Here is a 25,427-nt window from a genome sequence, read left to right as displayed (position 1 = left end):
TCCGACCCCCGCGCAAAGTGAAAAGGCACCCTTCGGGGTGCCTTTTTGCGTTTTTACACCACTTAAATAAGTTGAACTTTCCTTGGAGATTAACCACGCAAAAAGACAATCAGGACATTCATCATGCCAGCTTCAATAGGCTCAAATCAGGTTCAATCAAACAGTCAACGGCCAAGTACCCAGCCAATAGAAAACACGACAGCCCCCAAAGCACAGGCACTCGGTCAAAAAACCGCCATGGTCATGGCCACCACAGGGCTTGCCATAGCCGCCTTGGGAGCAGGGATATGTTTTACACCTGCTGCACCCACAGGCCCATTAATAATCGCGCTTGGCCTCGCATTAATGATCGCCGGAGGCGTAGTGTACAAATCGCCTGCCTCTGCCGTTGCCAACACCAGCCCATTCAATGGGTTAAACAACGATACATTCGTTCCGCCTTCCCACTACTACGACAACTGCGAACACTCGTCCCCTGACAACAACCACAATAACTGCTAGCTCCGCAACAAATGGAACTTTGCCCCTTGGGCGGAAACCTAGATGGGCAGGTATCTTTTTTCTGTTTTGACGTGTACCACCCGGCTACACCTTCCGCTGCAGGAGCATAAGAATTGGAAAACTCAAACTTTAATTTATTACAACTTGTGCCTCCTGCCGCCGTCATGGTCTTACTGGTATCTGCCTGTTTCTTTTTCTACACGCGCTACGTCAAAGTATCCAAAGCACTTTGCCTGACACTGCAAAAAATCAGCACCACGATTCGCTCGATGAGCGACGGTGACGAAATGATCAGAAAAACCGGCGTAGGTCGAGTTTTTCAAAACACACAACTCGAACCCATTTGGCGAGACTTCTCTAAAACACTGCACACACAAACAGGTCTCATCAACGGAATTACAAAAAACAAAAAATCACGCCTGACAGTCCCCGTTTCTTACTACTTCTCCGTCTCATCGGTTGTCGATCGTCCGCTTGCAGTTGATTACTTCAAGCACCTGCCAGGCATTCTGACAGGCATCGGAATTATCGGAACATTTTCAGGTTTGCTATTCGGACTATCCAATTTTGACGCGTCCAATCCCGAACTGATGGCACAAAGCGTCTCTCTTTTACTGGGCGGCGTACGCGACGCTTTCTATGCATCAGCAGCGGCCATCACAATCGCAATGATCATCACCCACTGGGAAAAGATGCTTTACCGCCGATGCCTGAGCTCGCTCGATGATCTCGTCGATGCAATCAGCAGCCTCTTTGAAGCCGGCGTTGGAGAAGAATATTTGGCCACACTTGTCCATCACTCAGCAAACTCAAGTGATCAAGCAAAAAGCCTGAAAGACGAACTGATTCAAGCCATGGTTCCTGTGATCAAGCAATTGGAATCTATTCAGTCACAACAAGTCGCCAGCATGGGCGGTGCGCTTGAACAAGCGCTTACCGAGTCCAATCGACGACTGGCCAGTCAAATAGAAACCGCACTGATCCGTCAAGTCAAAAGTCCAATTGAAGACATGGGCAAAAAAATGGACAACCGACTAAGCCACATCAAAAGCAATCCCCAGGATCTTGCAAGAAAGGTCATTCGGGCAAGACAGCAAGACGGTCAAATAGAAAACAGCCAGGAGGCCGTATGAGCTTCGGGCAATATCAACAGCCATCAAGAAACGCTGAAGAAGCTGAAAAACCTTTCTGGATTTCTTACGCCGATTTAATGACCGCCCTAATGATTCTCTTTCTGGTGATCATGGTGACTGCGCTGGCCTCGATCACAAAAAAAGCGGAGCAAACAGTCAAGGAAACTCCAGAGATCAAAGAGCAAGTGGACATGACTAAAGTTCGACTTCAAGAAATTTCAAATATCTGTCAACACTTATCCGAGGAAGTCGCAAAAACAAATACATCCGTTGAAGTCGATTGCAAACTGAATCGAATCAATTTCGGAGAAGTCGGTCGATTTCAGTCGGACCAATTCAGATTGAGCGCAGAAGGTGAACAGGCACTCAATCAAGTTGTACCTGCAATTCTGAGCACAGCGAACACGCCAACAGGACAAAAATGGTTAAAACAGGTGCTGATTGAAGGCTTTACCGACACCGATGGCTCCTACCTTTACAACCTGAACCTAAGCCTGAAACGCTCAGAATGGGTGATGTGCACATTGCTGCGAAACGACCAAAGCACCGCAGTGCGTTTAAACAATGACCAAAGGCAGCAAGTCAAAAAACTCTTTCTCGCCGGCGGTGTTGCATTCAACCACGTGCGCGACTCCAAAGATGCAAGTCGACGCGTAGAACTTCGACTCCAGTTCTACGGGGTAGACAAAGCCGAAAAAAATCGATCCCAATACGATGCGAAGTTTGAAGACGACGCAAAAGAACGTTGTTGGTTGTGACCATGCACGCGAACTTTTAGCCCAATCCGTCAACTCAGACAACACGAGTTCATCAGGAGCACCTTCAATGATTAATTCCGCCGCAGCAACATCAGCCATCGCACTTGGCCAAGCAGGTCAAATTCAGGCCCCCCAAGACAACATCAATCAGTTTCAAACACTCCTGAAAAGCATCAATGGTGCATTAAGCAGTGGAACTCAAAGTCTCTCCAAACGATCCGTAGAAGATACCAAGCGCAGCCAGGGCACGCTAATCGAAGAGACTGCCGCAAGTGTCAACGAAGCGGAACTCGCCATCAAGGAACTTGAAAAAGAGGTCAATCAAAGCACTTTTGAGCTGAAGGGTTCGCTCGCATTGAACTCCGAATTTACGCAATCCGTTGTTTACCAGAAATTTACCGCCACAGCCTATTTTGTAAGCATGAGCAGAATCAGCAACCGGGGCGAGAACATTTCCGAAGAAATGAATTCCATTACCAAAAGGCGCTAAATTTTGAAAACCGCGCTCAAACTCATCATCCGCTCAATCGGCTACCTCTTTCTTATCGGTGCCTTGCAAGCCTGTTCCGGCAACAGTCAGCTTTTCAGTGGATTGTCGCAAGAAGAAGGCAATGAAATTTACTCCAGTCTTCTAGAGGCCGGCATTCCCGTAGAAAAGTCATCGGGCAAAGAGGGAGTCATCATCTCGGTACCCAAGCAAATGTCCTCTGACGCACTCCGAATTCTTCAGTCGCAAGGACTACCCCGAGCGAAAAAAACATCGATGGGTGAGGTCTTCAAGAAAGAAAGCATGATTAGCTCACCACTGGAGGAGCGTGCCAGATACCTGTATGCACTGTCCCAGGAGCTCGAAGAAACCTTGATGAGCATGGATGGCGTTTTATCTGCCCGAGTACACATTGTTCTGCCGGAACGTGCCAACCCAGGTGAAGTACTCTCCCCCTCGTCGGCTGCTGTGTTCGTTAAATACGAGAACGGATCGTCCTTTCCAGCTTACGTTCCACGCGTCAGGGAACTGATATTCAAAAGCATTCCCGGAATAACAGGCGAAGTCAATACAAGTATCTCCGTGGCCGCCATTCCTTCAGAACCGCGTGGCGATGCCTGCTTACCGCTTCTTTGGTATGGCCCGCTGGCGCTAAGTGAAGAAGACCGCATTTACTTTCTCAGCATCGTTTATATGATCGTGGCGCTCTGGGTACTCTCACTGGGGATAGTGTGGCTCCAGGCCAAAGACGAAAATGAGTGGCCCGAAGTATTGCGCAAACTAAAACTCAGGATCTTCAAATGACTGGTGAACTCACATTTTCGAGTCGCTGGTGGGCATGGTGGTCGAACCCGCTCATCGCAATTCACGAAGAACATCGCGTCTCACTGCCCCTGACAAAAGAGCAGCTCGACAACATCGATTATTTCAACTTGCTTCAATTGCGAAGTACATTGAATATGCCAGAACTACCCGATGATCGCCTGATCCTGCGTCCAGAGTTACGCAGCATTGCCATCGCGACAAACAACGTACTTGAAGAACATCTTCAACGATTCGCCTTGTTCAGCCTGGACGCAAGTATTCTTCACGCACGTCCACAAGACTGGGAAAGTAGTTTTGGCGTGAACTCGCCCGAAGTAATCCGCGAAATCATTGTATTGAAAAACGATCTGCCCGAGGCCTTGATCCAATGGCAGGAATCGGCGGCGCGCCATATGGCCAACACCTTGAAGAAACAACTGTTTCTTCACGACAGAATACGACTGGGGTTTGCGGTTTACCTCCGAAGCTACTTTCCGAAAATCTATCAGCGCTGGCAACTTACACAAGCCAAAGAGATCATCGACTGGAGCAATGATCTTGAGCCCATTCCACAAGAGCTGTGGGACGTGATTGACCACTGGAGTGAAGCCGCCTTCTGCGCCTTGCACAGCGAAGTCTATTCGCACCACGAAGTCATGGAACTTCACTTCGACCCAGACGACACATCCGACAATTCATTTGAGGAAATCGATTTTCTACACAAGGAAGATCATGCTTAACCTCATCAAGCGGGTGCATTTTCCTGAAGGCCTTCAAATATCAGGCGGTGTCGTTAAAGCGGCCCTGTTAAATCACGTAAGCACCTATCACGATTTACTGAATCAGGCGCACAGGCAAGCCCAAATCATTTTGCGTGATGCAAATGACGAAGCTGAACGAATCAAGGAACAATCCCGGCAGCTTGCTGCAAACTCAGTGCGCGAAGACCTGGTGTCCCTCAAAGAGATCACTGCCCGGAAAGAAAATAATCTGCTCGATAATTCCTCGTCAATTTGCACAGAAGTTTGCGTGGTTGTTCTTGAGCAGTTCATTTCAACTGCATCCGATTTTCTCAAAATCAAAACACTTGCCGAAGCGCTGGTCATCCGTTCTCACAGCGCACGGGAACTGAATCTTCAAGCCAATCCAGACCAGGTAGATTTGGTTAAAAAGGTACTTGCCGAAGTCCTCGCTGAACAAATGAACCTTAGAAAGTGGAATGTAAAAGCCGATGAAGAACTACAACCATTTGAACTGAAAATAAGCACTGCAAACGGAGCCGAAATCAATGTGTCTTTGAATAATCTGATCGCGATGTACAAAGAAGAGATTGAACGTCTCGAACCTGCATTGGTACCTGTGATAAAAAATCTTGAGGTCAACAGTGAAAGTATTTCTTAAATTACTCATTCTTGCTTTAGTCCTCGCCCCGCTTGCATCACGCGCAGCCACAACAGACAAAGTCGAAACAAAAGTCTATCTTGCGCAAGACGAGAGTGCCAAACGGGTTATTGAAAAAATGTTGTCGATGTTTGGAAAGCGTTTGGTTGCAGACAGTATTCCAAGCTCGCCAGTCAGTGGTCGATTTGAAGTTAAAACAGTGAATGACGTGATGGCCTATTTTGAAAGTGCCTATCAAATCAATTGGTTTCAGAACGGCCTGAATGTGTATACCTACAGATCAGGAAACTGGCGAACAAAGCGCATTTATGTGGGTGGCGATCGCTCCAACGACGACTGGAAAGAACTGCTTACTTCAGCAGGCCTTTACTACAAAGAGTTCCCGTTTGTATTTCATATGGACAGCAAAGAACTCATTGTTTCCGGCCCCGCCAGCTACCTGTCATTAATAGAAGACTCCTTTGAGCAGGACCGGCCCGATCCATCCGAGATCGCAAAGCACGGAACGCAACTGATGGTTTTTCCGCTCAAGCACGCATCCGTCGAAGACAGGCAAACCAACTTGCGTGGAACCATGGTTACCACGCCGGGTGCACTCTCGGTGCTGTTGAACTTGCTGGGGCTTCCAAATCAGCAAATGGCAAACTCTCCAGAAGCAAAAAAACCGGGCATGAACGTTGAACGCTCCCCCTACAGCCTTAGTCCTGGCGAAGGTTTGATGATGGGGGAAAGAATTGGTGCTTTGCCTGTCTCACCCAGTAGCGGGGTGAAAAAGAAAGCCGATGACGACCCTGAGAAAGCAGAGTTTGTTAGCGTCACAGCGGACCCGCGTACCAACTCAATCTTGATTCGTGACGCAAAGAGTAAGCGCGACTACTACAAGAATCTGATTGATCAACTGGACCGTCAGGTGGCGATGATCGAGGTTGAAGCAATGATGGTCGAGGTCGATCAAAAAGGACTCAATGAATTGGGTCTGGAATTTGGTTTGCTGTCGGATCGGTTTGCCTACGACTTTCCCGGCAGCGGCGTTGGCCGGCCAAGTTTGATCGCAGCCGGCGCCACTTCCATCGTTGATCCAATGCGTTTTATGGCCAGGTTAAAAGCACTCTCTGCCGATGAAAACGCAAAAGTACTTGCGCGCCCAACAATTGTGACCCAAGACAATGTGTCCGCTTACATCGACCTTAGCCAAACACTTTATATCCAGGTTTCTGGCGAACGCGTTGCCGACGTTATTCCAATTACAGCAGGTAGCCTGTTGCAGGTCACTCCCCGAGTAGTCATTGATGAACAGGAAGAGCGGATTTTCCTGCGCATTGAAATTCAAGACGGCAGCCTTACCGAAAATACGCAAGGAATCAACATGCCCAGGGTGCAGAACACATCACTAAGCACCCAGGCTGTAATTCAACGGGAAAAGGCCATCCTAATTGGCGGATACAACAGAGAATCCACTGAAGTTAATGACTACAAAGTCCCCCTGCTCGGAGACATACCCTATATCGGAAAGGCGTTCACTTCCACGGAAAAGCGTACACAAACTGTTGCAAGGCTTTTCCTGATTACGCCACGACTGATTGACCGGCCAATTCACGATTCGGAATCCACACGCAAAGCGGTGAAAGAACTCCAGATGTCATTCAAATTGAAAGGAGACAACCTTGAAGGAACTCCCTCTTTGAAACTCGACAGCACTATTCCGAGGTAATCATGGCAATTACGATTCCACCAATTGTTCAAGAGGTCACAACAGCTGAAGCGCTTCAAAGTGGCGCCTTGGCAAAAAAGCAACTAAGTGCAGTTGAGCAGAAAAAACTCAATAACTTTATTCGCGCACATGCACAACGCAACAGTTCAGGCGAGCCGCCTGTTGAGGTAACCCAAAAAAACAGGCTGGAAGGCAAGCCACAAGTTACGGCTGAAGAACAGGCCATTGCAGTAGCCTCCCGCAGCCGGGAAGACGCACAAGCAAAGCGCGTGTCTGAAAAATACAAAGAAGCGTATCGGGTTATGTTCACTTCGGACATGACATTTCTGAGTAAAGACCTGATTTCGCTAAACACAGCAGTCAAGACAAAAAGTAAAAGTTTGGTCGACCTGGCGGGAAACTTGCGGCCGGAAGAAAAGGCATTGCGCAAGTTCTTGCTTGTCAGCCTGTTGCTTGAAGAGCCAGGCTTGAGCAAAACAGAAATCAAAGATTTAAACACTTATAAAAAATCACTTAACTCAGAACACGGTGACTTCATCTCGGGCTCCATTTCTGCGTTTGAAGTAGGCAAACAAAGTCGACTTTCACAAGCGACCCTTCGTGAATTCATCAAGGCATACCAAACAATTGAAATACAACCTCACGTTGACGCACCAGACATATTGTCACTGTTCAAGGCAATCAGGAACAATGTAACAAAAGAAGATTTCAGCGCTGACATGAATAAAATGCGCGATGGATTCATCAATATCCTGTCGAGAGAGAAAACACAAAACCCCAAGAAAATTACCGCACCTCGGCACTACATGATCCTTAGCCGAATCAATCAAATCAATCTGTTAATCAAGGCTCAGGGAATCCATAAAAAATTTCTCAACTGCTGCACCGCGGCAAAATTGAGTGGTCTGCCCTCGCTGAGTAACTTGCTGGAAAGTTGCTTGCAAACTGTTGCATCGGCGGAAGTTGTCACAGGGTTGAATTCGCTGGTAAGAATTGCCTCGGCCGTAAGTGCGAACAACCGACCCGGTAAAAACATATTCATCACGAACTACAACCGCTTGGTACTTAAAAGTGACTTGCTTGAAGATCTTTACAAAAATGGATCTCACAGAAAACAAGTAACCGACGGAATTGACAAAAATCTGAAGGCTGCAGGAGTTCTATCCGTAGGAGCTTCGCATGCACAGTCATGAGATCGAACCAGCCGAACTGTCAGTTTCCAATAGCGACTGGGTCATGGTGAAAAGCGAGAACAGGACAAATCATTTCTCAGCTCAACATCAAGAATACTTTATGGTCTGGGTTTCCGAAACTCCACCATCGACTCGCATCACAGAGGCGTCCAAGGCCCTGGCAGAAATGAAAAACCCCCTCCCCGGAATTCATATTAATTGCCAACTCGAACCCGAACTGGGATTCATTCTTCGCACCACAAAAAACTGGCATCTGGAAACCCTTCGGGAAATGCAACTCACTTTCGACAAGATCACTTGGGAAATTGACCGTTTGAGCCAAAGGTAAACAATGAAGTCTGACAACAAATATGATCCGCTGTGTTTATCAGTCAGCGTACAAGAACGCATCGACAAGAAAGCAAGTGGTTGCACTGTCAATATCAGCAAGGCCTCAAAGCCGCTCGCATTGTCAAACCCTTCCATGCCAAGGCCACAACAAGATTCACTCAAAGATGATTTTCTGGAAATGCTGTTTCCGGTATCGCCTGAAAGTCACACACACTCGAACTCAGAGAAAACACCTAAAAACACAGGAAATTTTCAAACAAACGGAACAAAAGAACTTTTTTCTCCACTTAAAAAAGGAGAAGTAAAAGAAAAGGGTTTGTCAGAAACACAAAACTCATTTTCCTTCCAAATTGATAACTCTGCACTTGGTGCACTGGAAGTGAAAGGAAGCTACAACCAGGGAAACCTGCTTCTCAATATCGAACTGCCACCAGCAATGGGGCTTAACGAACAGAAAGTACTGATTAAAATTTTAGAGGCCAAATTGTCTAAGCAGCTTGGCGTCGCTCTGGAGGTCAAAATTGGTCGCAGCAATTAACAACATGGCAATGCTTGCTTCGCCACCGGGCGCACAAACACCTCAACCACCGCTACACGATATTGCTGACTTCAAAGCAATGATCAACGATGCCGGGCCCATCAACAACACAGTGAAAAGTTTTGTTGAAAATGCCCAAACAAAGCTGAATCAGAGTGACATGAACATGGGTCAAAAACTCAAAGATTTTGACGCCAATGACAACGTACTCAGTCTGATTGAATCAATTCACGAAAGCTCCATGAAGTCTGTGTCAATTCAGCTGGCAGGGAAAATTGGCAGCAAAGTTTCGGAAAGTTTTGAGCAATTGGTTAAACAACAGTAGGAGGTATTGTGGAAGTTATTCAAGCAGGCGATCGCGTATTCAACTTTGCAGATCGACACGGCAAGAACGTCAACAACATGCTTGCCCGTTCAGATTTTGGTGATTCTCCAGTCGACTCTGTGATGTTGAACTACGAGATTCAAATGATGGGTTCATTGTGGCAATTGGCTGCTGGTTTGGTCAAAGACCTTACCGAGCCATTAAAAAGTATCGTCAACAAATAAGGAGTCAATTATGGCGGTTGAAGGAACAGCGTCGGTGCCCGCAGGGGCCTACTCACCAGAGCTTTTAGATGCTCTGGAGGAAATCACAGTGGGCTTCATTCTGGACGACTTTCTCAGCGAGGCCACCGACCCTGTCGGTGGTAACGATGACGACTGATCAAACAGATCAGTCGTATTTGGTGTGCATGGTGTTTACATATTAATCAGGAGAATCAAAATGGCAGCAATCGAAGGTCCAATCGGCGTAATGACAACCACAGGTCAGGATTTCCAGGACAACGCGCTTCAGCAATTTCAAGATGTACTGGATGACCCCGATGTAGAGCCTGGTGACATTGTGGAAGCCGCGGCAAAATTGAAAATTGACCTCGCTTCGGCCCAGGCAATTTTCGATGCTGCGGGCAAGTCTGGCGACTTCTACCGCGACGTTGTTTCCCGGGCACTTAACTAATAAATCCAAAGGGAAAATCATGACTGCTACCACCCCAATTACGAACCCCGAACCATTGACCGAACCCTACGAGATCGATGAAAGCAAAGTCGATCAAATGTTTGAAGCGGCAGCAAGGGGAGACACTCAAACAGTGCTACTACTGGCTACAGGTCTGCAATTGGGGGGGTACACCTATGACATAGAACGCCTCACCGAGCTGGCAGCATGGTACGGCCCACTCGAGACGAACGGCGATGCCTTGATATCTCTCCTTCAGACACATGAAGAAGGCGCGGTAGAAGCCAACGAAGACATGAAACGCTATTTGAATGAAGCCCGCGCGCAGATGAGTGCTTCCGGAAAACCGATTCCGAACGATGTTCTTGAAGTGTTCAACAAAGTCATGAATGGCGAGAAGGTCAATGAAGAACAAGCAAAGAAACTTTACTCATGGTGCCTTGAGGCGAAAGAACTGGTCATTCCTTCAGACTACCGTTCCGCAATTATTGGAGAGCAGTTGCAACGCCTGCGCGATCAATATGACCAAAAAGTAGACTCGGGCACAAAACGACTGTCCAGTTTCTCGGTTCGATAAACACACAACAACACACATTGAGGTATTTATCATGGCAGGCGTAGATCCAAACCAATCAGTACAGTGGCAACCAACAACGATTGCTGGTGAAGTCGATACAGCCGAGGAGGCTGTTCAAGCATGGCTTAATCAGAACCCGGGCGTAAACCTGGCCGACATGTCCAAATCAGAGTTGACGCAACTAATCAACTTTTTACAAAGCCAATCAAATCAACCATGGGCTCGGGGAAGTGATCTCAATGCCCTGATTACCGATCTGAAACAAATTCGTAACAGCTGGGACTCATCCACCGGCACAGCCCCATTGAATCAATTGGACAGCGAACTGAAAAGTGAGCTGGCACTGTTAAAAGTGCTTGCGGAGCACACGCAAGGCACAGATGCCTTGGACACCGCAATTGCTGAACTGCAACCGCAGGCCGATGCCGTGGCTGAAGTAATGTCGGCAATTTCAACCTCGACGAGTTCGTGGAGTGCAGAGAACAACATCAAAACTGTAAACCAGGTCAATGAACTGCTGGCAAAACTGGACACACTGGAAGCCAGTGGCGTAGACCTTGACGCGGTGGGCCTGGGCGCCTTGAAAACAGAACTGATTACCGCGAAAGCTGCATACGAATCATCAATTGCAGCAGACCCCAGCGCAGAAAACCAACAATTGGCCTTGTCCCAGTTCCGCGAATCGGTCGCAAAAGCCAAGATGAATTATTTGTTGTCCACGGGACTCAGCGCGTCAGACCCGAAAGTTCAAGCTGAGCAAAAGGTGATGCGCAGCGAAGATCTTTGGCAGTACAACCTTGAAACAAATTGGGATGTGAGTGAAATTCCCGGTCCGGAAGGATACAGCGAGCAAGAATTACAAACCTATCTTGATGAACTGAAGCTTCAATACAGCTTTGCTGTCGACCGGGGCGACACAAATGCGCAACGTTACATTTCTACCAAAATGAGTCAGATTGAAGGCGCATTGAATAGCCTAGTAGAAGGGAATGACGGATTCGGTGTCAGCATTAATTTGTTTTTGGATCTGAAAGGAACTGACATCGCTGAAAAAACCCGCCTGCGAGACGAAGCTTTCAAAAATGGCGATCAAGCACTTGTAGACCAGCTGGACCAAGAAATTGAATCCATCAGCAAACTGGTTGAGGCGGTCATGAGTGAGTTTTCTGCAATTATGAGCAAACTCGCCGAGGTTGCATCACAAGCCTATCAATCCGCATTCTGAGGTACGCCAGATGCTTGATCAAGTAAGAGACACAGGCTATGCAAGCCTGATTGACAACGGCGCAAGTAGGCCACTGACAGAAACCTTGGCCGAATACATGATCGCGGCGCTTGAGCAAACCCGAGATGTCATCGGCAGTTACCTGGTCGGCCTCGAGGGCGCGGAACGCGCCAAGGTTGAAAAGGTCAAGCAACAAATTGAAGACTATCTCGAGCAGTTGCGCAAAGCCAAAGCGATGAGTGGATTGGCCAAGTTTTTCAAAGCACTCGGTGCATTGGGTGTGGCATTGGCAATGATCACAGCCATCTTGATTCCAACGCCAATGACCATTGCGATTCTTGTTGTGACCTTGGTCATGTTTCTCGAGCCCTTGATCAGCGAAGCAGCTGGCTCTGAGTCTTTCATTGAAAAAGGGATGGGTGCAATGTTCGAAGCGTTAAGCGACGCTTTGGGACCGATCGGCGCCATTGTGGTCGGCACTTTGTTGATGATCGCGATTGTTGTAGTTTGCACAGCCTTGATGGCAGGTGGCCTGTCGGCCATGTCGTCAAGCGTTTCAGCGGGCGTACAAGCAGCCAGGGAGTTTGCATCGTCGCTTCCAGCCTACATCGCCAAAATGTTGACTGGTTCACTCACCGAGGCGCAAACAATAGCGCTAACCCGCTTTCTTGAGTATGCGCAGTCCGCAATCCTGATGGCACAAGCTGGCCTTCAGGCAGAAATGGGTCAGCTGCAGTACGAGGGTGCAAAACTACTGAAAGAAGCAGAAGTAGCCCAGGCAATTATTGATGGCTGGAGCCAGATTATTGAAATGTTGAGCCAGGAAAATTCCAATTACCAAGATTTGCTGCAACGTTTTCAAATGTTGATTGCGCAACTATTTGGTGTTTGAAACACACCTATTCAGGAGAACAAACAATGGTAGACGTCGCAACAAGAACCGACTCCCTAAGCACAGGCAATGTCGATAAGCCCAACGAACTAACCCAGACTGAAAAAGAAAAATTTCTGGCGTACATGATGGACAAATTCGGCTTGACTGAAGAGCAAGCCAACCGAATGCTCGCCAACCTGTCGCCGGAAGAAGTGCAAACGTATCTTGGTTTGGCCAGTGGCAAAGACACCATTACGCGTGATGAGGCCAAAAAACTTTGGGGTCTTACCGACGACGAGGCGGACATTCTTTTCGGCGGTTCCGAAAGGATCGGGATTCACACAAATCCCTTTGGCGACGCATTTCTTGAATTTTTGATGCTTAGTTACGCCATGCAAGTGGATATCAAACAACTGATGTCTCAAGTACTTGAAACGCAGGTGGAGCTGGGAATAAGCGCCGCAGAAGAGCGCTTGAAAGGTGCCACCGTACAGTTCGCATGCGCGATGTTGTCTGCAGTGATTACAGCTGGCTTGGGCGCGGCCAACGCCACCATTGCCAAAAACAGCAAAACTGGCCATGGCAATCAATGGGTAGGCCCAATCGGCGCCAGCCTGATCACGGCACCAATCAATGCAAGTGGCGAGTATGGCAACGCCAACTATCAATATGAAGGTGCAAAAGACGACATCAAGGCACAAGAAGCAAATGCGTTGTATCAGCAACTTGTCAGTTTGTACCAAACCACCACGGAAACAGAAAAAGAACAAACGCGTGGCACGTAAAAATTATTTTTAAAATTGAGAATCTTACTTCGGGAATGAAAAAACATGACGACCATCAGCCCAGGTTACCGTGGTGAAGACGTCGCAGTAGCGGATGCTCCAGGCATCAATGCGCAGCCCGATGGTCAGTTCACTTACCGCATCAAAGACATCATCATTTCCGCTTCCTCCGAAGAAGAACTGCAAGAAATCCTGAACTTTCTGGCTTTAAAAAATAACAAGCCCGTCGAAGAACTGAAGGTTCGCGACATCACCCTAACCTTGGACTACGATTACTTTAACTACAAAAGAAATCTTGGCGAAGATGGAATCACCCACACCTTCACGCTAACAACAGAAGGGCAAGGTCTCGTTCAGAACTACAACGACACTGCCTTCTTCGGCGATGAAATTCCTTTCTTTCCAAGCGGCAGTGCAACTTACCTAAACTCCGGATTTAATACCGAGGCCACCGGCTCAGCCATGAGCGCACAACTGGGCGGCCTGATGGGTGCGGCGCAATACATTTACAACGCCAATTACTCTGCAGAGTCTGATCAGCTTGGTCCGATACAAGACAACGATCTTGATCCGAACACCCTGACTCTGCTCGAGAACATGTTTGGGCCCAACACGGAATTCAATCAGGGGCACTTGAACACACTGAAAATGATGGGACTGCTTCAGGGAGACGCCAGCCAGGCGCCTGGCACCTGGACGCCCAACGAGAATGGCACCACGGTGGTGGAGGCATTTGCCAACAATACTTTGGCGTTGATACCCAGCATGGGGCTGTTAACCATGACACAAACCCTGATGAACACCGCCAGTGAAGTGCCTGGCTATTTCACTGCCACCGGATACGCACCGAATTACGGTTCGGAGCAAGTAGAAAAAGATGCCAAGGCGATTCTTGAAGGCATGGCGGAAGTGCCGGAGGAAACATTGCCACCGGGACTGGCGCCAGACGAAGAAACGCGCAAAATGCTGAATTTTTTATTCGGCCTGCCGGCAGACAACACCAACTTCACCACCAACCAGCTCAACACTGCAATTTCAATGGGACTTGTTTCTTACAACCCCGCAGAGAACACAATTGCCATGACAACAAATGGCGGCATTTATCTTGCAGACAAAAATGCTGCGGTGGCAGCAGCAGAAGCGGCAGCCGCAGAGGCCGAAGAAGTTGCCAAGCGCGATGCATTCAAGGCAATTATCACCACATTGTCCGATCCGAAAGCGGTTGACATGATGGATTACCTTGAATGGCGTTACAAGAACAGCGCCGCAGTCAAAGACAACGATCGATTCGGCACACAAGGCATGCGGCTTCTGTCAGAACTGAGCGAAACAGACCCTCTTTGGGACCAGATGGGTATACCACCTGAAAATCGGGCGGCCTTTATTGAAGCTGCAAAAGCTGCACTATCCAGTGAGAATCATTCAATGCTCCTCGAAATTTGCGGCGACGATCAAATCTTTGAAAAGAACGACATGTCGACTTGGCTAAACAGCAATTAATTTCTAAATTGGAGGAATGAAAAAATATGACAACCATTAGCCCAGGTTACCATGGTGAAGACGTGGCAGCAGCGGATGCTCCAGGCATCAATGCGCAGCCCGATGGTCAGTTCACTTACCGCATCAAAGACATCATCATTTCCGCTTCCTCCGAAGAAGAACTGCAAGAAATCCTGAACTTTCTGGCTTTAAAAAATAACAAGCCCGTCGAAGAACTGAAGGTTCGCGACATCACCCTAACCTTGGACTACGATTACTTCAACTACAAAAGAAATCTTGGCGAAGATGGGATCACCCACACCTTCACGCTAACAACAGAAGGGCAAGGTCTCGTTCAGAACTACAACGACACTGCCTTCTTCGGCGATGAAATTCCTTTCTTTCCAAGCGGCAGTGCAACTTACCTAAACTCCGGATTTAATACCGAGGCCACCGGCTCAGCCATGAGCGCACAACTGGGCGGCCTGATGGGTGCGGCGCAATACATTTACAACGCCAATTACTCTGCAGAGTCTGATCAGCTTGGTCCGATACAAGACAGCGATCTTGATCCGAACACCCTGACTCTGCTCGAGAACATGTTTGGACCCAACACGGAATTCAATCAGGGGCACTTGAACACACTGAAAATGATGGGGCTGCTTCAGGGAGACGCCAGCCAGGCGCCTGGCACCTGGACGCCCAACGAGAATGGCACCACGGTGGTGGAGGCGTTTGCCAACAATACTTTGGCGTTGATACCCAGCATGGGGCTGTTAACCATGACACAAACACTGATGAACACCGCCAGTGAAGTGCCTGGCTATTTCACTGCCACCGGGTACGCACCGAATTACGGTTCGGGGCAAGTAGAAAAAGATGCCAAGGCGATTCTTGAAGGCATGGCGGAAGTGCCGGATGAAACATTGCCACCGGGACTGGCGCCAGACGAAGAAACGCGCAAAATGCTGAATTTTTTATTTGGCCTGCCAGCAGACAACACCAACTTCACCACCAACCAGCTCAACACTGCAATTTCAATGGGACTTGTTTCTTACAACCCCGTCGAGAACACAATTGCCATGACAACAAATGGCGGCATTTATCTTGCAGACAAAAACGCAGCCGCAGAAGCCACTAACAACAAAGACCCAAATACCAACCCAAGAATAAAAGAACTGAATGACCTGATCTGGGCATTGAATATCATGGATGCAAACTGGGCAACATTTGATCAAGGGGCTGGCAAAGGTGGCTTGGACAACGTTGTATCGGTCGAAGACCTCGAAGGAATAATCCGACGATATGGGGCGGACAGTGACCAGGGCAAGGCAGCTCAAATTATTCTGAACGCAAGGAATTCAGGGAATATTGACTCTCTATTTCGTGGAAATGTAAACAAAACAGACAGCAAATTCAGTCGAGGTGATTTCGATCAGTTTCGGGCAGGTTTGAATGACATTAAAACAAATCTGTTGACCACAAACGAAGCTGCCGGCCAAGACGGGTACCCGCCCCTGAACACAACCCGTACAGAACAAGTTTTGAATGCTTTGAAGTTCTTGAAAAGCAACTGGGGAGAGTTTGAGTCTGCCAAGAATGGAGATCAAGACAATAAACTCTCCAGGGATGATCTGGAAGCAATCAGGAATTCCTCGAGCAGCACGCCCGCGATGAAAGAGACAGCTGAAGTCTTGCTCCGAGAATTGGATTCCGGCGGTAATGAATGGCTAAACGAATTGCTTTTTATTGGTGATGGTAAGAACAGCGGGGGTGACCTGGATGCCCTAATCAAGCTGATGGAGCATTACATTCCAAAATCCACCAACTAAGTCTAAGCGCAAGGGGTTGGTAAAAAAATCAATGACTGACTCCCTTATCCTGATCAGACGCCATTTCCATGACAGCCCGGAATACCTGGGCTGCAAGCTCCAGGTGTTCTTTCTGAATGTATTCATCTTCTTCGCAGTCCTGATATAGCATTCTGGCCAACTTCACATTCACGATAATCGGAATTCCGTTTTTCTTGGCAAATTCACGAATTCTTAATGCTTCGTCGTCTGTTCCCATGGCGAGAATGTAAGGCAAGTCGTGTTTGCCCGGTTCATAATCCAAAGCCACAGAAATATGCGTGGGATTGGCCACGACCGCCTTTGCGCCAGCAACCCGGGTAAGTGATGAATTGAGAATGCTACGGTGCTCTCTTTTCATTCGCTGCTTTAGTTGTGGATTTCCCATGGACTGCTTTCGTTCATCAGCAATATCTTGGTGGCTCATCCGTAGATTTTTGATGTGATGCATGTACTCCACAGACCAGTCGATCGCAGCGATGACCATAAAAATGATCAGCGACACAAAAATGATTGCCTTCAACACATGAACCAGCACGTCAAAAAACTGAGTCAACCCAGCGCGATAGCTGTAGATCATGTCTCCCATATTGTCTTTGAATACAAGATACCCAACCACAGACAAAATCAGTACTTTGACGATGGACAACAGCAACTGCACCAAAGATTTTTTCGAGAACATGTTCTTGATATTGGATACGGCATCGAACTTCTTGAATGAAGGCGTTAACGCTTCTGGCGAAACGAGGAATCCGATTTGAGCCCAGGTAATCAGGGTGGCGGCTATCGCACAAACAGCGACCAAGGGCACAGTGATTGCCACGAAAACATCAAAGAACATTGAAAAGATGCTTTCTGAGAAAGTCCACGGCTGCTTGAACCCGGCAGTCACGATCAAGTCAAGTAATTCAGAGAAACGTGCCGCATAGTCTTGCGAAAGCCAAAAGAAAAACATGTAAAACATCAGGAGTTTAAACAGTATCTGGGCGTCTTTGCTGACACTGACCTGCCCCTTCTTCCTGGCATCGTCTATTTTTTTCTGGGTGGGTTTTTCAGTTTTTTCGCCGCTCACTGAACATCTCCGAGAAGCAAATTCAAGCTTTCACTGTATTGCCAGAACATTGTCAGTATTTCCTGCTCCGCAAAGAACATGAGTGTGATGAGTGCGGCAATGCCAAACACGCTTCGGAGTCCGAACTCAAGGCTGTAAACTTGAAGTTGCTGGGTAAACGCCGATATGATTTCGACCACGAGTTCTACAGCCAAGATTGCGATTAATACCGGCCCACTCAACAAGACTGCAAAGGTGATGTGGTCGGCGGCCATGCGCAGCATGGTGGTCAGCCAACTGTCCAGACTAAGTAGGGTCAAGGTACCTGGTGGCATAATCAAATAACTGTTGAGTAAATGCACCGAGACTGCATGCAAACCCGGCCCGGCAAAAATCAGTGCTGCAAAAAGCAGACCAAACAATTGCTCAATGGGTAGCTCTTCCCCGCTATCACTACCTGTCGCCTGTGCGGCGAACGTTGCGCCTCTGTAAACATCGACTAAAGCGCCGAATGCTTTGAACGCGTAGTAGGGAAATGCAATGGTCAGCCCCAGTAGTGCACCCAAAACCACCTCACTGAGAAAGGTAATCAAGGTGAAAGTCGGTGGGTTCATTGACGAAAAATACAGGGTGGTTGACGCAAATGCCGGGTAGAGAACCAAAACAGAGCCGACCGACATCTTGATCAGACTGCTGGAAAGACCTTTCGAGAGCAAAGGGAAAAACACCATAAAACTGACAGTTCTGGGTAAATAATACGAGAGCACCGCAAGAAACTGCCGCAGTTGCTCGCCGGTGTCGGTCAGTGGCTCTACCATTTAGAACGATGCGGAACCGAGATTAAATCAAACATGGTTTGCGTAAACTGAACCAACATTTGAGATTGCCAGGAACCCAAGGCAAACAGGATAAGTACAACCCCCATTAACTTGATACCAAAAGGCAAGGCTTGATCCTGCAACTGAAAAATAGCCTGCAGGAAACCAAGCAATAACCCCAAAACCATTGTGACAACCACCACAGGGGCGGCAACAAGCAATGAAATCCACAATGCCTGATTGACGTAATAAATCAGCATGATTTACACCAAGTAAGAATTGACCAGACCCTGGAGTACCTTTGCCCATCCCTCGACTGCGACGAACAAAACAATTTTTGCGGGAACGGTGAGTGACATGGGTGACACCATCATCATGCCCAAGGCCATCAGGGCGCTTGAAACGGCCAGATCAATGATCACGAAAGGCAGGTAAAGATACAATCCGATTCTGAAAGCCTCAGCAAGTTCGGAGGCAACAAAAGCCGGAAGCACAACAAACAGATCTGTTTTCTCGACTTCAGGTGCATCGTATTTTTTCTGGAATTTTTGTGCCGTTTCATGAAAGCTGTTGAGGTAACCCGGATTGACATTGGCCAACATGAACTTTTTAAAGGGCGGCACACTGGCATTAATCGACTCGAGCACTTCGGTTCCGCTGACCGGCATTTTGCCGTCTGGTGCGAAACGTTGGCCAGCCTCAGTCAATATAGAGCCCATCACCAACAGGGTCATCACCATGGAAATTCCGTACAGCACCATGTTTGACGGCACTTGCTGCACACCAATTGCATTGCGCAATATGAGCAACACCGCCGATATTTTCAGGAATGAAGTGGCCGTTACCGCCACCAATGGCAATACGGATAGCGAGGCTATCGTGACAATCAGACCAATTGGATTGATGCTTTGATCCATGTTGAAATTCTCTTAGTCGAGTCTTTTTGTGACTTGAACCATCAATTGGTCCTGAAAGTGCACCAGCTCGCCCTCAAGTATTGGCGAACCCATTACACACAAGGTCACCATTGGCAAGGCATGCTCTCTTAATTCAATCAAGGTGCCTTCTTGGACGCTGCACAACTCATTAAAAAGAATCTTGGTTTTACCCGCATGAATCTCTAGTTCGATTTGCTCGTGTGGTGGAAGATTCTCTTCATCAAGACTGGATGTGTCGGAAAGATCGTCGCTACCAAAGTGGAGTCGTGTGTCGTCTTCGTTCATTTCGATGAATACCTCATAGTTTCTTTTTGAAAATTTATCGCCTTTAAATCGCAGTGAACCGCGTATTGATCGAGACGATGCATTGACCCTAAAATTTTGCAGTGCAACCAAATCACCCTGTTCAAGTTCTGCGAGTTCGGTACTCAACCACTTTCTTTTTGTTGGATACAAATAAACACTCAACTCGAAAAATACTTTCTTCCCCATGGACTCGTAGTCATTCCAGTAGCGCAGGCAATAGTTCCGTGCCTTTGCTTCAAGCAGCTTCAGTGTTTGCTTGTCTGACAAAAGAATGAGTTTGTTTTGGCGCTTGTAATCCACGGCCAGGTAGTCGCTGGGGTTTGAGGTGGGCATTTGATGTGCCGGCAAAAAGTCCTCGACATGAAGCCCGAGAATTGACTCGAGTTCGTTCAGGACGGCACTGACGATATCAATTAGCGGAACGATGCCCTCACCACCCCAATCCACGGTTTGGGGTGTAATCAAACTGCCAGTTTGCTCAAAAATATAAGCTGAATCCAGACCAATCTGAATCTCGTTTCCCTCAGGGAAATTAGCACTGACCCAAATCAGGTCGCTGATCGTACTTTTGTGGGGTAATCCAGTTGTGCGCCGAATCACCAGATCAGAATGCCTGTCGGTATCAAAGTAATAAATGCGCTGAGACATTGATCTTGATCGGGCAAAAATTGTGGAACTGGTCGCGTCGTAACGCACCGTTCGAAGTCGATCCAGTGCCCAAACCTGCGCCACTTCTTGCTCATTGATGTGTTCAGCTATTTCCATAATTTCTGTAGAAGTACTTCTTCTATTCCCAATAATTTTTTCTCGGCCTGATTCACTTTCAAGCAACTTTCCTGGTACGCAAGCTGTGCTGACTCGTACTGTTGATGAGATTGATCGATGGACTGCTGGATGTTTTTTATTTTTTTGATGCCCTGTTGCTGAAGCTTTGTGAAGCTGAGCAGCTGATCCACTTTGACAAAGTTGCCATTGGTCAAACGTTGCAGGGTTTCTACTTCTATTTGAATGAGCCTTTGCTCCATTTGCTCAAAATGCGCCTGGGTACTTTCAATGGTTCGCGCGGCCTGATCTTGCTCAAGCGCTTTGAGTTTCTGTTTACGGCGCGATGAATCCACCCGTAGCTTCCGGATCGCCATGATTTGCTGGAGGTCTTTGGTGAAGGTGTTCACGCTTTCGCCTCTTGAACCAGTCGCTCAAACCCGACAATCAGCGTACCGAGACGCGACAATGCCACGGTAGGTGACTCGGGTTCAGACCGGGACTGTTTGCACCATTCATCGAGGCTGGCCTTGATGTTCACTACTTCATCAACCAATGGATCGGTACCTGGCTGGTATTCATTAAGCCGAATCAACAGCTCAACTTCCTGATAAAGCGAATAGGCGCGCCTGACCAGTGAGGCCAGTTCCTGGGTTTTGGCGCTGCTGACTGAACCCATGACACGAGACAGACTTTTTAAGGGATCAATTGCGGGGAAATGACTTCGTTCGACCAGTTTGGTGCTGAGTACAATGTGCCCATCGAGAAGGCTTTTGGCCTCGCTGGCAATTGGATCGTCTTCAATCCGCTCGCCTTCCATGAGTACTGTGAAAACGGCCGTAATATCCCCTTGTTCCGTTCGACCAGAACGTTCGATCAATTCCGGCAAAATTGAATACACAGAAGGCGTGAATCCCGCCTGTGTGGCAGGCTCCCCGGCCATCAAACCCAGTTCACGCTGCGCGCGGGCAAGACGCGTTAACGAATCCACAACCAACAAAACAGACTTTCCCTGGTCCCTTAGATATTCGGCAATGGATGTGGCGGTAAACGCAGCGCGAACACGCTCGATTGCCGATCGGTCAGAAGTAGCGCACACAAAAAAACTTTTTTTGCGAATTTCATCGGTGATTTCTTTTTCGATGAACTCCCTCAACTCACGACCACGTTCACCCACAAGACCAAACACCACAGCATCCACATTCGCACCGCGAACAATTTGGGCCATCAAGGTGCTTTTGCCACAACCAGGGGGTGCAAAAATACCCACCCTTTGGCCAATACCAAGGGTAAGCAGTCCATCAATGACCCGCACTTTCGTGACGAGCGGCTCGCTAACGGGTGGTCTTTTACTGGCTGGAGGTGCCACCTGAATAACAGGTCGTGCATCGGAATCGACCGACAAGACGCCGGATCGACGGTCATACGGGTGATCCAGATTGCGGCCCATGCCATCGAGGAGCGATGAAAGCAAGTGATCTGACGCCTTAATGCTGTGCGCTCGGCCCAAGGGCAACACTCGGGAACCCAAAGCGACTCCGGCGACAGACTCAAGACACGAGATGGTGACAATATTTTCAGAGAACGCGATAACCTCGCCAAGGATTTTATGCCCGCCAGACGTTTCAATTTCACACAACTCACCTTGCACCACATCGGGCAAAATCGCCTTGACTGTAGAAACAATAATTTCACTGACATACCCAACACGTTTCACGGGGTTGATCTGCCCAATCCTGGCTTGAAGCTGATTGACGATTGCAGGTGCCAACAGGGCCGTGGCGCTGCGCATCAGAGGACAACCTCATAAACGGCTTCGCCCTGAAAAACTACTTTTCGGGAATCGACGCTGAGCAAATTAACACCTTGATACTGCCCGCCGACGTACAGCCTTGCCCCGTCTCGCAGGATAACGACAGGGCGACTACCAAGAACAACCTGCTCAATGGCGATTTCATCGATACGACGCTGCTCTTCAGTCAACGCCAGGCGGGCACGGATATCCACTTTCTCACCGTAATCGATGACCAAGCGATCCAGGAGTTTTTCAAACTTGATGGACTGCGCCCTCGACAACTCCGCGTCGATATCCACACGGTCATCATCCACCTTTACCGAGAGCTGGTTCGTGGAGGCTCTGATTGCAAAATCGTTGATCTCGTTTGCCACGTTCTCTGCCATGCGACTCTCAAGGGTAGAAAGCGGTTTCAATTTGTAGGTGTTGTTCAAGTTTGGTTTCTTGATAACGCTGGCCTCTGACTTGACAACACCCGCCGTGCCGAAGAACAAAACGACTGTGGTCAACAACAAGCCGATAATGAATAGTAAGGCGACGATTGCCCTGGCTCCTATGCCCCGTAAGAGTTGCACCAATTGATGGAGAGTTCTGGCGAACCCGTCATTCAATGACGACATCAGCCCACTGGTGCCGTTGACGATCTGCAACTCGATTTGTATGTGCTTGAAATCAAGCGTGAGCAGTTGCGAGGGGAAAAGCGTGTTGTCTACCTTTTTTTGATCAGGTGCGGTTAACCTGGCCTCTGAATGCAGGGTCTCGATGTTGAACCGACGCCCGCTTTTTCTGAGTGTGATCAAGGTATCCGGAATTTCAGGATCGCACAGGAATACATCTGACTGAGAGTTTGCACCCAGGCTGACCAGCGAGTTGTCCAGTCGCCAGACTGCACCGGCATGCAATCCTGACTTGGCCTTAACCTGAATGTGGATCATGATGTGACTCCGTCAGCAAATGGATTGTTTCTCGCTTGAAGATTTAGATTGATGTTGCCTAACACTTGAATTTCCATGTTTGAAGAAATTTCTTGATGAGAAAGAACCGGAATGATGAACAATGAGTCTTGAATGATTTGGCGAAAAAACACCCGGCAATCCATTGAACACACAATGGCGGGCACATAGTTTCCAACCAGATGCGGCATGCACTGCTCCTCGACAATTTCGATTAGTTCATTGAGAGAGCTGGAATCAATGTCAACAAATGATCCATTGCCGTCACTTCGACTCGACTCTCGTATCAACTGCTCAAATTCCACGCCCAACATAAAGACTTTGAGTTTTCGCTCGTGGGTATGTTGATGGCATATTTGCTCGAACAAGCCACGGCGTACCTGCTCGGCGATAACCATGGGGTCTCGCTCGCGTTGCCCCCATTCAATTAATGAATTCAAAATTGAACGCATGTTTTTGATTGAAACTGATTCGCCAAGCAAGCGTTGCAACACCTCCACCACTTTGGTAACGGGTAACACGCGCTCAAGTTCCTTGAGTTGTTCTGTGTACTTGTCACCCAGAGTGGTCATATGTCTTTGATATTCATTCAAGGTGAATAGCTGGTCGACCTTCTGGACCAACAACGCTTCAATTTGCGATACCAATCTTGTTTCGAATGTCAGGTATTCCAGCTTGTGCTGATCGAGAAGTGTTTTCTGAAGGGGGTCGCACAGCATGTCGTATTTACCGGTAACAACATCTTTCTCAATCACGAATTCAATACCAGGCACGGCCTGCACCAGTGACTGATCGCTGCGAATGCTGAGCCGCTTTTCGGAGATATGAATGGACATGGCCGGTACGCCGTACACATAGAACTCGACAAAACTCTCGGTGTGATTGGTGAACTCGAACAACGGAAACAGAATGCCCAAATGTTCTACTCGCCGGTTTCTCGCAATTCTGCAAATATTCTGAATTTGATTGGCAGCAGTGGGCTCGATGTCTACAGGCAACCGCACCTCAAGGGGTGCGAAAGTATTGGTGTGCAAGATGTCGTCCATCTTGACGCTTTTACCGCTGGCAGACAGCATGTCGCTGAACTGCGTGGACACATCGACGTCTGCGGCTTTGTCAGTTTTTCTCGAGATGAAGTACCAACCACACAGCAGCGTTGCCGAAGTGGCGAGGAATACATAACTGGGCATGCCAGGAACGAATGCGAACAGAAAACAGAAAATGCCGCTGATTTGAAGTGCGTTTGAATTTCGGCTGAGGTCTTTCAACATGTCTTGCGCAGTGTTGGATCCGTCAGCCTCGCCTTTGGTAACACGCGTCACAATCAAACCGGCCGCGATGGAAACCATCAACGATGGAATGATAGCGACCAGTCCGTCGCCTACTGACAAAATGGTGTACACCGACCCCGCTTCAGAAAAGGTCATTCCCTTCTGAATCATGCCGACCGTTAAACCACCCAGCAGGTTAACCACCGTGATAACGAGCCCGGCAATTGCATCATTTTTTACAAACTTGATCGCACCGTCCATTGCACCAAATAACTGCGACTCTTTTTCAAGGTCGGAACGGCGTTGTTTCGCAACTGTTTGAGTAATTAACCCGGCACGCAGATCGCTGTCGATGGACATTTGCTTTCCGGGCATGCCGTCGAGTGAGAAACGCGCAGCCACTTCAGCAACACGCTCGGAACCCTTGGTAATCACCAGAAAATTAACAACAGAAATAATGAGGAAAATCGTTAAACCAACGGCTACATTGCCGCCCACGACGAACTCACCGAAGGTTTGGACAATATGTCCGGCATCACCCTCTAGTAGAATTTGTCGTGTAGTGGAAATGGTGAGAGACAACCGAAACAAGGTTGTCATCAAAAGAAGCGCAGGAAATGAAGAAAATGCCAGCGGGGTTTCAATGAGTACGGCACTGATTACAAGCACGACCGACACAGAAATATTGATGGCCAGGAGTACATCGAGAATGCCCGGGCCCATGGGTATCACCATCATGACGATCATGAGGATGATGAGAGATGCACCAACCACCTCGGACCGTGCAGAAGCCAGCCTTGCAAACCTGTTTAACACTTCGATCATCGCGAGTCCTCAGCCAACAAACCTTGAATTCGGTTTTCTAGTGCTTACTAGGTGGCGTTCAA

At 48.2% G+C, this 25,427-nt stretch carries 30 protein-coding genes; 21 read left to right on the top strand and 9 right to left on the bottom strand.

The genetic code is table 11. The features are described 5' to 3' along the window. The first annotated feature begins 123 nt into the window (after nt 1–123). The 21 genes from ACVL1J_RS02965 (at nt 124) to ACVL1J_RS02865 (ending at nt 16,628) form a co-directional block, all read left to right on the top strand. Nucleotides 124–501 carry a hypothetical protein gene (locus tag ACVL1J_RS02965; RefSeq protein WP_341237363.1) on the top strand — a complete coding sequence of 126 codons (378 nt, stop codon included), beginning with the start codon at nt 124–126 and terminating at the stop codon, nt 499–501. Nucleotides 502–614: 113 nt separating this feature from the next. Beyond that, nucleotides 615–1,634 (top strand): hypothetical protein, encoded by a 1,020-nt coding sequence (locus ACVL1J_RS02960; RefSeq protein WP_341237362.1) that lies wholly within the window; start codon nt 615–617, stop codon nt 1,632–1,634. Further along, nucleotides 1,631–2,392 carry a flagellar motor protein MotB gene (locus ACVL1J_RS02955; protein WP_159569187.1) on the top strand — a complete coding sequence of 254 codons (762 nt, stop codon included), beginning with the start codon at nt 1,631–1,633 and terminating at the stop codon, nt 2,390–2,392. Before ACVL1J_RS02960 ends, ACVL1J_RS02955 begins: the two co-directional genes overlap by 4 nt. Next, nucleotides 2,358–2,882 (top strand): hypothetical protein, encoded by a 525-nt coding sequence (locus tag ACVL1J_RS02950; protein ID WP_341237361.1) that lies wholly within the window; start codon nt 2,358–2,360, stop codon nt 2,880–2,882. The genes ACVL1J_RS02955 and ACVL1J_RS02950 overlap by 35 nt, the downstream gene beginning before the upstream one ends. A gap of 3 nt (nt 2,883–2,885) precedes the next feature. Further along, a complete protein-coding gene (gene sctJ, locus ACVL1J_RS02945) occupies nt 2,886–3,683 on the top strand; it encodes a type III secretion system inner membrane ring lipoprotein SctJ (protein WP_341237360.1) in 798 nt (265 codons plus the stop codon). Then, nucleotides 3,680–4,423, top strand: a complete 744-nt coding sequence (locus ACVL1J_RS02940; RefSeq protein WP_341237359.1) for a hypothetical protein — start codon at nt 3,680–3,682, stop codon at nt 4,421–4,423. Before sctJ ends, ACVL1J_RS02940 begins: the two co-directional genes overlap by 4 nt. Then, the gene (locus tag ACVL1J_RS02935) at nt 4,416–5,084 is read left to right on the top strand and encodes an HrpE/YscL family type III secretion apparatus protein (protein WP_474563462.1); all 669 of its coding nucleotides are present in this window, start codon (nt 4,416–4,418) and stop codon (nt 5,082–5,084) included. The genes ACVL1J_RS02940 and ACVL1J_RS02935 overlap by 8 nt, the downstream gene beginning before the upstream one ends. After that, nucleotides 5,068–6,795 carry a type III secretion system outer membrane ring subunit SctC gene (gene sctC / locus ACVL1J_RS02930; RefSeq protein WP_341237357.1) on the top strand — a complete coding sequence of 576 codons (1,728 nt, stop codon included), beginning with the start codon at nt 5,068–5,070 and terminating at the stop codon, nt 6,793–6,795. The genes ACVL1J_RS02935 and sctC overlap by 17 nt, the downstream gene beginning before the upstream one ends. Nucleotides 6,796–7,064: 269 nt before the next feature. Next, the gene (locus ACVL1J_RS02925) at nt 7,065–7,988 is read left to right on the top strand and encodes a hypothetical protein (RefSeq protein WP_341237356.1); all 924 of its coding nucleotides are present in this window, start codon (nt 7,065–7,067) and stop codon (nt 7,986–7,988) included. Beyond that, the gene (locus tag ACVL1J_RS02920; RefSeq protein ID WP_341237355.1) at nt 7,975–8,316 is read left to right on the top strand and encodes a hypothetical protein; all 342 of its coding nucleotides are present in this window, start codon (nt 7,975–7,977) and stop codon (nt 8,314–8,316) included. The genes ACVL1J_RS02925 and ACVL1J_RS02920 overlap by 14 nt, the downstream gene beginning before the upstream one ends. A 3-nt stretch (nt 8,317–8,319) precedes the next feature. Next, on the top strand, nt 8,320–8,856 hold the full coding sequence (locus tag ACVL1J_RS02915; RefSeq protein ID WP_341237354.1) for a hypothetical protein: 537 nt from the start codon (nt 8,320–8,322) through the stop codon (nt 8,854–8,856). Then, nucleotides 8,840–9,181: a hypothetical protein gene (locus ACVL1J_RS02910; protein WP_491665102.1), complete on the top strand. Its 342-nt coding sequence runs from the start codon at nt 8,840–8,842 to the stop codon at nt 9,179–9,181. The genes ACVL1J_RS02915 and ACVL1J_RS02910 overlap by 17 nt, the downstream gene beginning before the upstream one ends. Before the next feature lie 8 nt (nt 9,182–9,189). Further along, nucleotides 9,190–9,405 (top strand): hypothetical protein, encoded by a 216-nt coding sequence (locus tag ACVL1J_RS02905; RefSeq protein ID WP_008248331.1) that lies wholly within the window; start codon nt 9,190–9,192, stop codon nt 9,403–9,405. 10 nt (nt 9,406–9,415) lie between these two features. Further along, a complete protein-coding gene (locus tag ACVL1J_RS02900) occupies nt 9,416–9,562 on the top strand; it encodes a hypothetical protein (protein WP_159569196.1) in 147 nt (48 codons plus the stop codon). Nucleotides 9,563–9,622: 60 nt separating this feature from the next. Beyond that, a complete protein-coding gene (locus tag ACVL1J_RS02895) occupies nt 9,623–9,856 on the top strand; it encodes a hypothetical protein (protein WP_159569197.1) in 234 nt (77 codons plus the stop codon). A gap of 19 nt (nt 9,857–9,875) precedes the next feature. Next, on the top strand, nt 9,876–10,433 hold the full coding sequence (locus ACVL1J_RS02890) for a hypothetical protein (protein ID WP_159569198.1): 558 nt from the start codon (nt 9,876–9,878) through the stop codon (nt 10,431–10,433). A gap of 31 nt (nt 10,434–10,464) precedes the next feature. Next, on the top strand, nt 10,465–11,658 hold the full coding sequence (locus ACVL1J_RS02885; protein WP_341237352.1) for a hypothetical protein: 1,194 nt from the start codon (nt 10,465–10,467) through the stop codon (nt 11,656–11,658). 10 nt (nt 11,659–11,668) lie between these two features. Then, on the top strand, nt 11,669–12,550 hold the full coding sequence (locus tag ACVL1J_RS02880) for a hypothetical protein (protein ID WP_341237351.1): 882 nt from the start codon (nt 11,669–11,671) through the stop codon (nt 12,548–12,550). Between the two features lie 26 nt (nt 12,551–12,576). Next, complete coding sequence (locus ACVL1J_RS02875) at nt 12,577–13,317, top strand: hypothetical protein (protein WP_341237350.1); 741 nt, start codon at nt 12,577–12,579, stop codon at nt 13,315–13,317. Nucleotides 13,318–13,362: 45 nt separating this feature from the next. Next, nucleotides 13,363–14,817 carry a hypothetical protein gene (locus tag ACVL1J_RS02870; RefSeq protein WP_341237349.1) on the top strand — a complete coding sequence of 485 codons (1,455 nt, stop codon included), beginning with the start codon at nt 13,363–13,365 and terminating at the stop codon, nt 14,815–14,817. Between the two features lie 26 nt (nt 14,818–14,843). Beyond that, on the top strand, nt 14,844–16,628 hold the full coding sequence (locus ACVL1J_RS02865) for a hypothetical protein (protein WP_491665101.1): 1,785 nt from the start codon (nt 14,844–14,846) through the stop codon (nt 16,626–16,628). Nucleotides 16,629–16,656: 28 nt separating this feature from the next. Here ACVL1J_RS02865 and ACVL1J_RS02860 read toward each other — a convergent pair whose 3' ends face one another. Genes ACVL1J_RS02860 through ACVL1J_RS02820 form a run of 9 tightly spaced genes read right to left on the bottom strand, consistent with a single transcriptional unit; the run spans nt 16,657 to nt 25,365 of the window. Further along, the gene (locus tag ACVL1J_RS02860) at nt 16,657–17,718 is read right to left on the bottom strand and encodes an EscU/YscU/HrcU family type III secretion system export apparatus switch protein (RefSeq protein WP_341237347.1); all 1,062 of its coding nucleotides are present in this window, start codon (nt 17,716–17,718) and stop codon (nt 16,657–16,659) included. Continuing rightward, a complete protein-coding gene (locus ACVL1J_RS02855) occupies nt 17,715–18,515 on the bottom strand; it encodes a flagellar biosynthetic protein FliR (protein ID WP_159569205.1) in 801 nt (266 codons plus the stop codon). Before ACVL1J_RS02855 ends, ACVL1J_RS02860 begins: the two co-directional genes overlap by 4 nt. After that, nucleotides 18,509–18,775, bottom strand: a complete 267-nt coding sequence (gene sctS / locus ACVL1J_RS02850; protein WP_008248350.1) for a type III secretion system export apparatus subunit SctS — start codon at nt 18,773–18,775, stop codon at nt 18,509–18,511. The genes ACVL1J_RS02855 and sctS overlap by 7 nt, the downstream gene beginning before the upstream one ends. Nucleotides 18,776–18,778: 3 nt before the next feature. Next, the gene (gene sctR / locus ACVL1J_RS02845) at nt 18,779–19,432 is read right to left on the bottom strand and encodes a type III secretion system export apparatus subunit SctR (RefSeq protein ID WP_008248351.1); all 654 of its coding nucleotides are present in this window, start codon (nt 19,430–19,432) and stop codon (nt 18,779–18,781) included. 12 nt (nt 19,433–19,444) lie between these two features. After that, entirely contained in the window at nt 19,445–20,524 is a 1,080-nt protein-coding gene (locus ACVL1J_RS02840; RefSeq protein WP_159569206.1) for a FliM/FliN family flagellar motor switch protein, read from the bottom strand. Then, the gene (locus ACVL1J_RS02835) at nt 20,515–20,931 is read right to left on the bottom strand and encodes a hypothetical protein (protein WP_159569207.1); all 417 of its coding nucleotides are present in this window, start codon (nt 20,929–20,931) and stop codon (nt 20,515–20,517) included. Before ACVL1J_RS02835 ends, ACVL1J_RS02840 begins: the two co-directional genes overlap by 10 nt. Then, nucleotides 20,928–22,313 (bottom strand): FliI/YscN family ATPase, encoded by a 1,386-nt coding sequence (locus tag ACVL1J_RS02830; RefSeq protein ID WP_341237346.1) that lies wholly within the window; start codon nt 22,311–22,313, stop codon nt 20,928–20,930. The genes ACVL1J_RS02835 and ACVL1J_RS02830 overlap by 4 nt, the downstream gene beginning before the upstream one ends. After that, complete coding sequence (locus tag ACVL1J_RS02825; protein ID WP_491665100.1) at nt 22,313–23,251, bottom strand: hypothetical protein; 939 nt, start codon at nt 23,249–23,251, stop codon at nt 22,313–22,315. The genes ACVL1J_RS02830 and ACVL1J_RS02825 overlap by 1 nt, the downstream gene beginning before the upstream one ends. Next, complete coding sequence (locus tag ACVL1J_RS02820) at nt 23,248–25,365, bottom strand: FHIPEP family type III secretion protein (RefSeq protein ID WP_341237344.1); 2,118 nt, start codon at nt 25,363–25,365, stop codon at nt 23,248–23,250. The genes ACVL1J_RS02825 and ACVL1J_RS02820 overlap by 4 nt, the downstream gene beginning before the upstream one ends. Nucleotides 25,366–25,427: the final 62 nt, after the last annotated feature.

Source organism: Limnobacter sp. G6BE5S (assembly GCF_058448965.1).
This window is presented reverse-complemented; position numbering and strand designations above follow the sequence as displayed.

Bases quoted from the DNA above. Each gene is read 5' to 3' on its own strand.
- ACVL1J_RS02920 (WP_341237355.1), top strand. From the start codon at position 7,975: ATGCACAGTCATGAGATCGAACCAGCCGAACTGTCAGTTTCCAATAGC.
- ACVL1J_RS02900 (WP_159569196.1), top strand. From the start codon at position 9,416: ATGGCGGTTGAAGGAACAGCGTCGGTGCCCGCAGGGGCCTACTCACCA.
- sctS (WP_008248350.1), bottom strand. From the start codon at position 18,775: ATGCTGATTTATTACGTCAATCAGGCATTGTGGATTTCATTGCTTGTT.
- ACVL1J_RS02955 (WP_159569187.1), top strand. From the start codon at position 1,631: ATGAGCTTCGGGCAATATCAACAGCCATCAAGAAACGCTGAAGAAGCT.
- sctR (WP_008248351.1), bottom strand. From the start codon at position 19,432: ATGGATCAAAGCATCAATCCAATTGGTCTGATTGTCACGATAGCCTCG.
- ACVL1J_RS02940 (WP_341237359.1), top strand. From the start codon at position 3,680: ATGACTGGTGAACTCACATTTTCGAGTCGCTGGTGGGCATGGTGGTCG.
- ACVL1J_RS02965 (WP_341237363.1), top strand. From the start codon at position 124: ATGCCAGCTTCAATAGGCTCAAATCAGGTTCAATCAAACAGTCAACGG.
- ACVL1J_RS02885 (WP_341237352.1), top strand. From the start codon at position 10,465: ATGGCAGGCGTAGATCCAAACCAATCAGTACAGTGGCAACCAACAACG.
- ACVL1J_RS02855 (WP_159569205.1), bottom strand. From the start codon at position 18,515: ATGGTAGAGCCACTGACCGACACCGGCGAGCAACTGCGGCAGTTTCTT.
- ACVL1J_RS02825 (WP_491665100.1), bottom strand. From the start codon at position 23,251: ATGATCCACATTCAGGTTAAGGCCAAGTCAGGATTGCATGCCGGTGCA.
- ACVL1J_RS02820 (WP_341237344.1), bottom strand. From the start codon at position 25,365: ATGATCGAAGTGTTAAACAGGTTTGCAAGGCTGGCTTCTGCACGGTCC.
- ACVL1J_RS02875 (WP_341237350.1), top strand. From the start codon at position 12,577: ATGGTAGACGTCGCAACAAGAACCGACTCCCTAAGCACAGGCAATGTC.
- ACVL1J_RS02890 (WP_159569198.1), top strand. From the start codon at position 9,876: ATGACTGCTACCACCCCAATTACGAACCCCGAACCATTGACCGAACCC.
- ACVL1J_RS02865 (WP_491665101.1), top strand. From the start codon at position 14,844: ATGACAACCATTAGCCCAGGTTACCATGGTGAAGACGTGGCAGCAGCG.
- ACVL1J_RS02870 (WP_341237349.1), top strand. From the start codon at position 13,363: ATGACGACCATCAGCCCAGGTTACCGTGGTGAAGACGTCGCAGTAGCG.
- ACVL1J_RS02880 (WP_341237351.1), top strand. From the start codon at position 11,669: ATGCTTGATCAAGTAAGAGACACAGGCTATGCAAGCCTGATTGACAAC.
- ACVL1J_RS02830 (WP_341237346.1), bottom strand. From the start codon at position 22,313: ATGCGCAGCGCCACGGCCCTGTTGGCACCTGCAATCGTCAATCAGCTT.
- ACVL1J_RS02915 (WP_341237354.1), top strand. From the start codon at position 8,320: ATGAAGTCTGACAACAAATATGATCCGCTGTGTTTATCAGTCAGCGTA.
- ACVL1J_RS02895 (WP_159569197.1), top strand. From the start codon at position 9,623: ATGGCAGCAATCGAAGGTCCAATCGGCGTAATGACAACCACAGGTCAG.
- ACVL1J_RS02935 (WP_474563462.1), top strand. From the start codon at position 4,416: ATGCTTAACCTCATCAAGCGGGTGCATTTTCCTGAAGGCCTTCAAATA.
- ACVL1J_RS02840 (WP_159569206.1), bottom strand. From the start codon at position 20,524: ATGGAAATAGCTGAACACATCAATGAGCAAGAAGTGGCGCAGGTTTGG.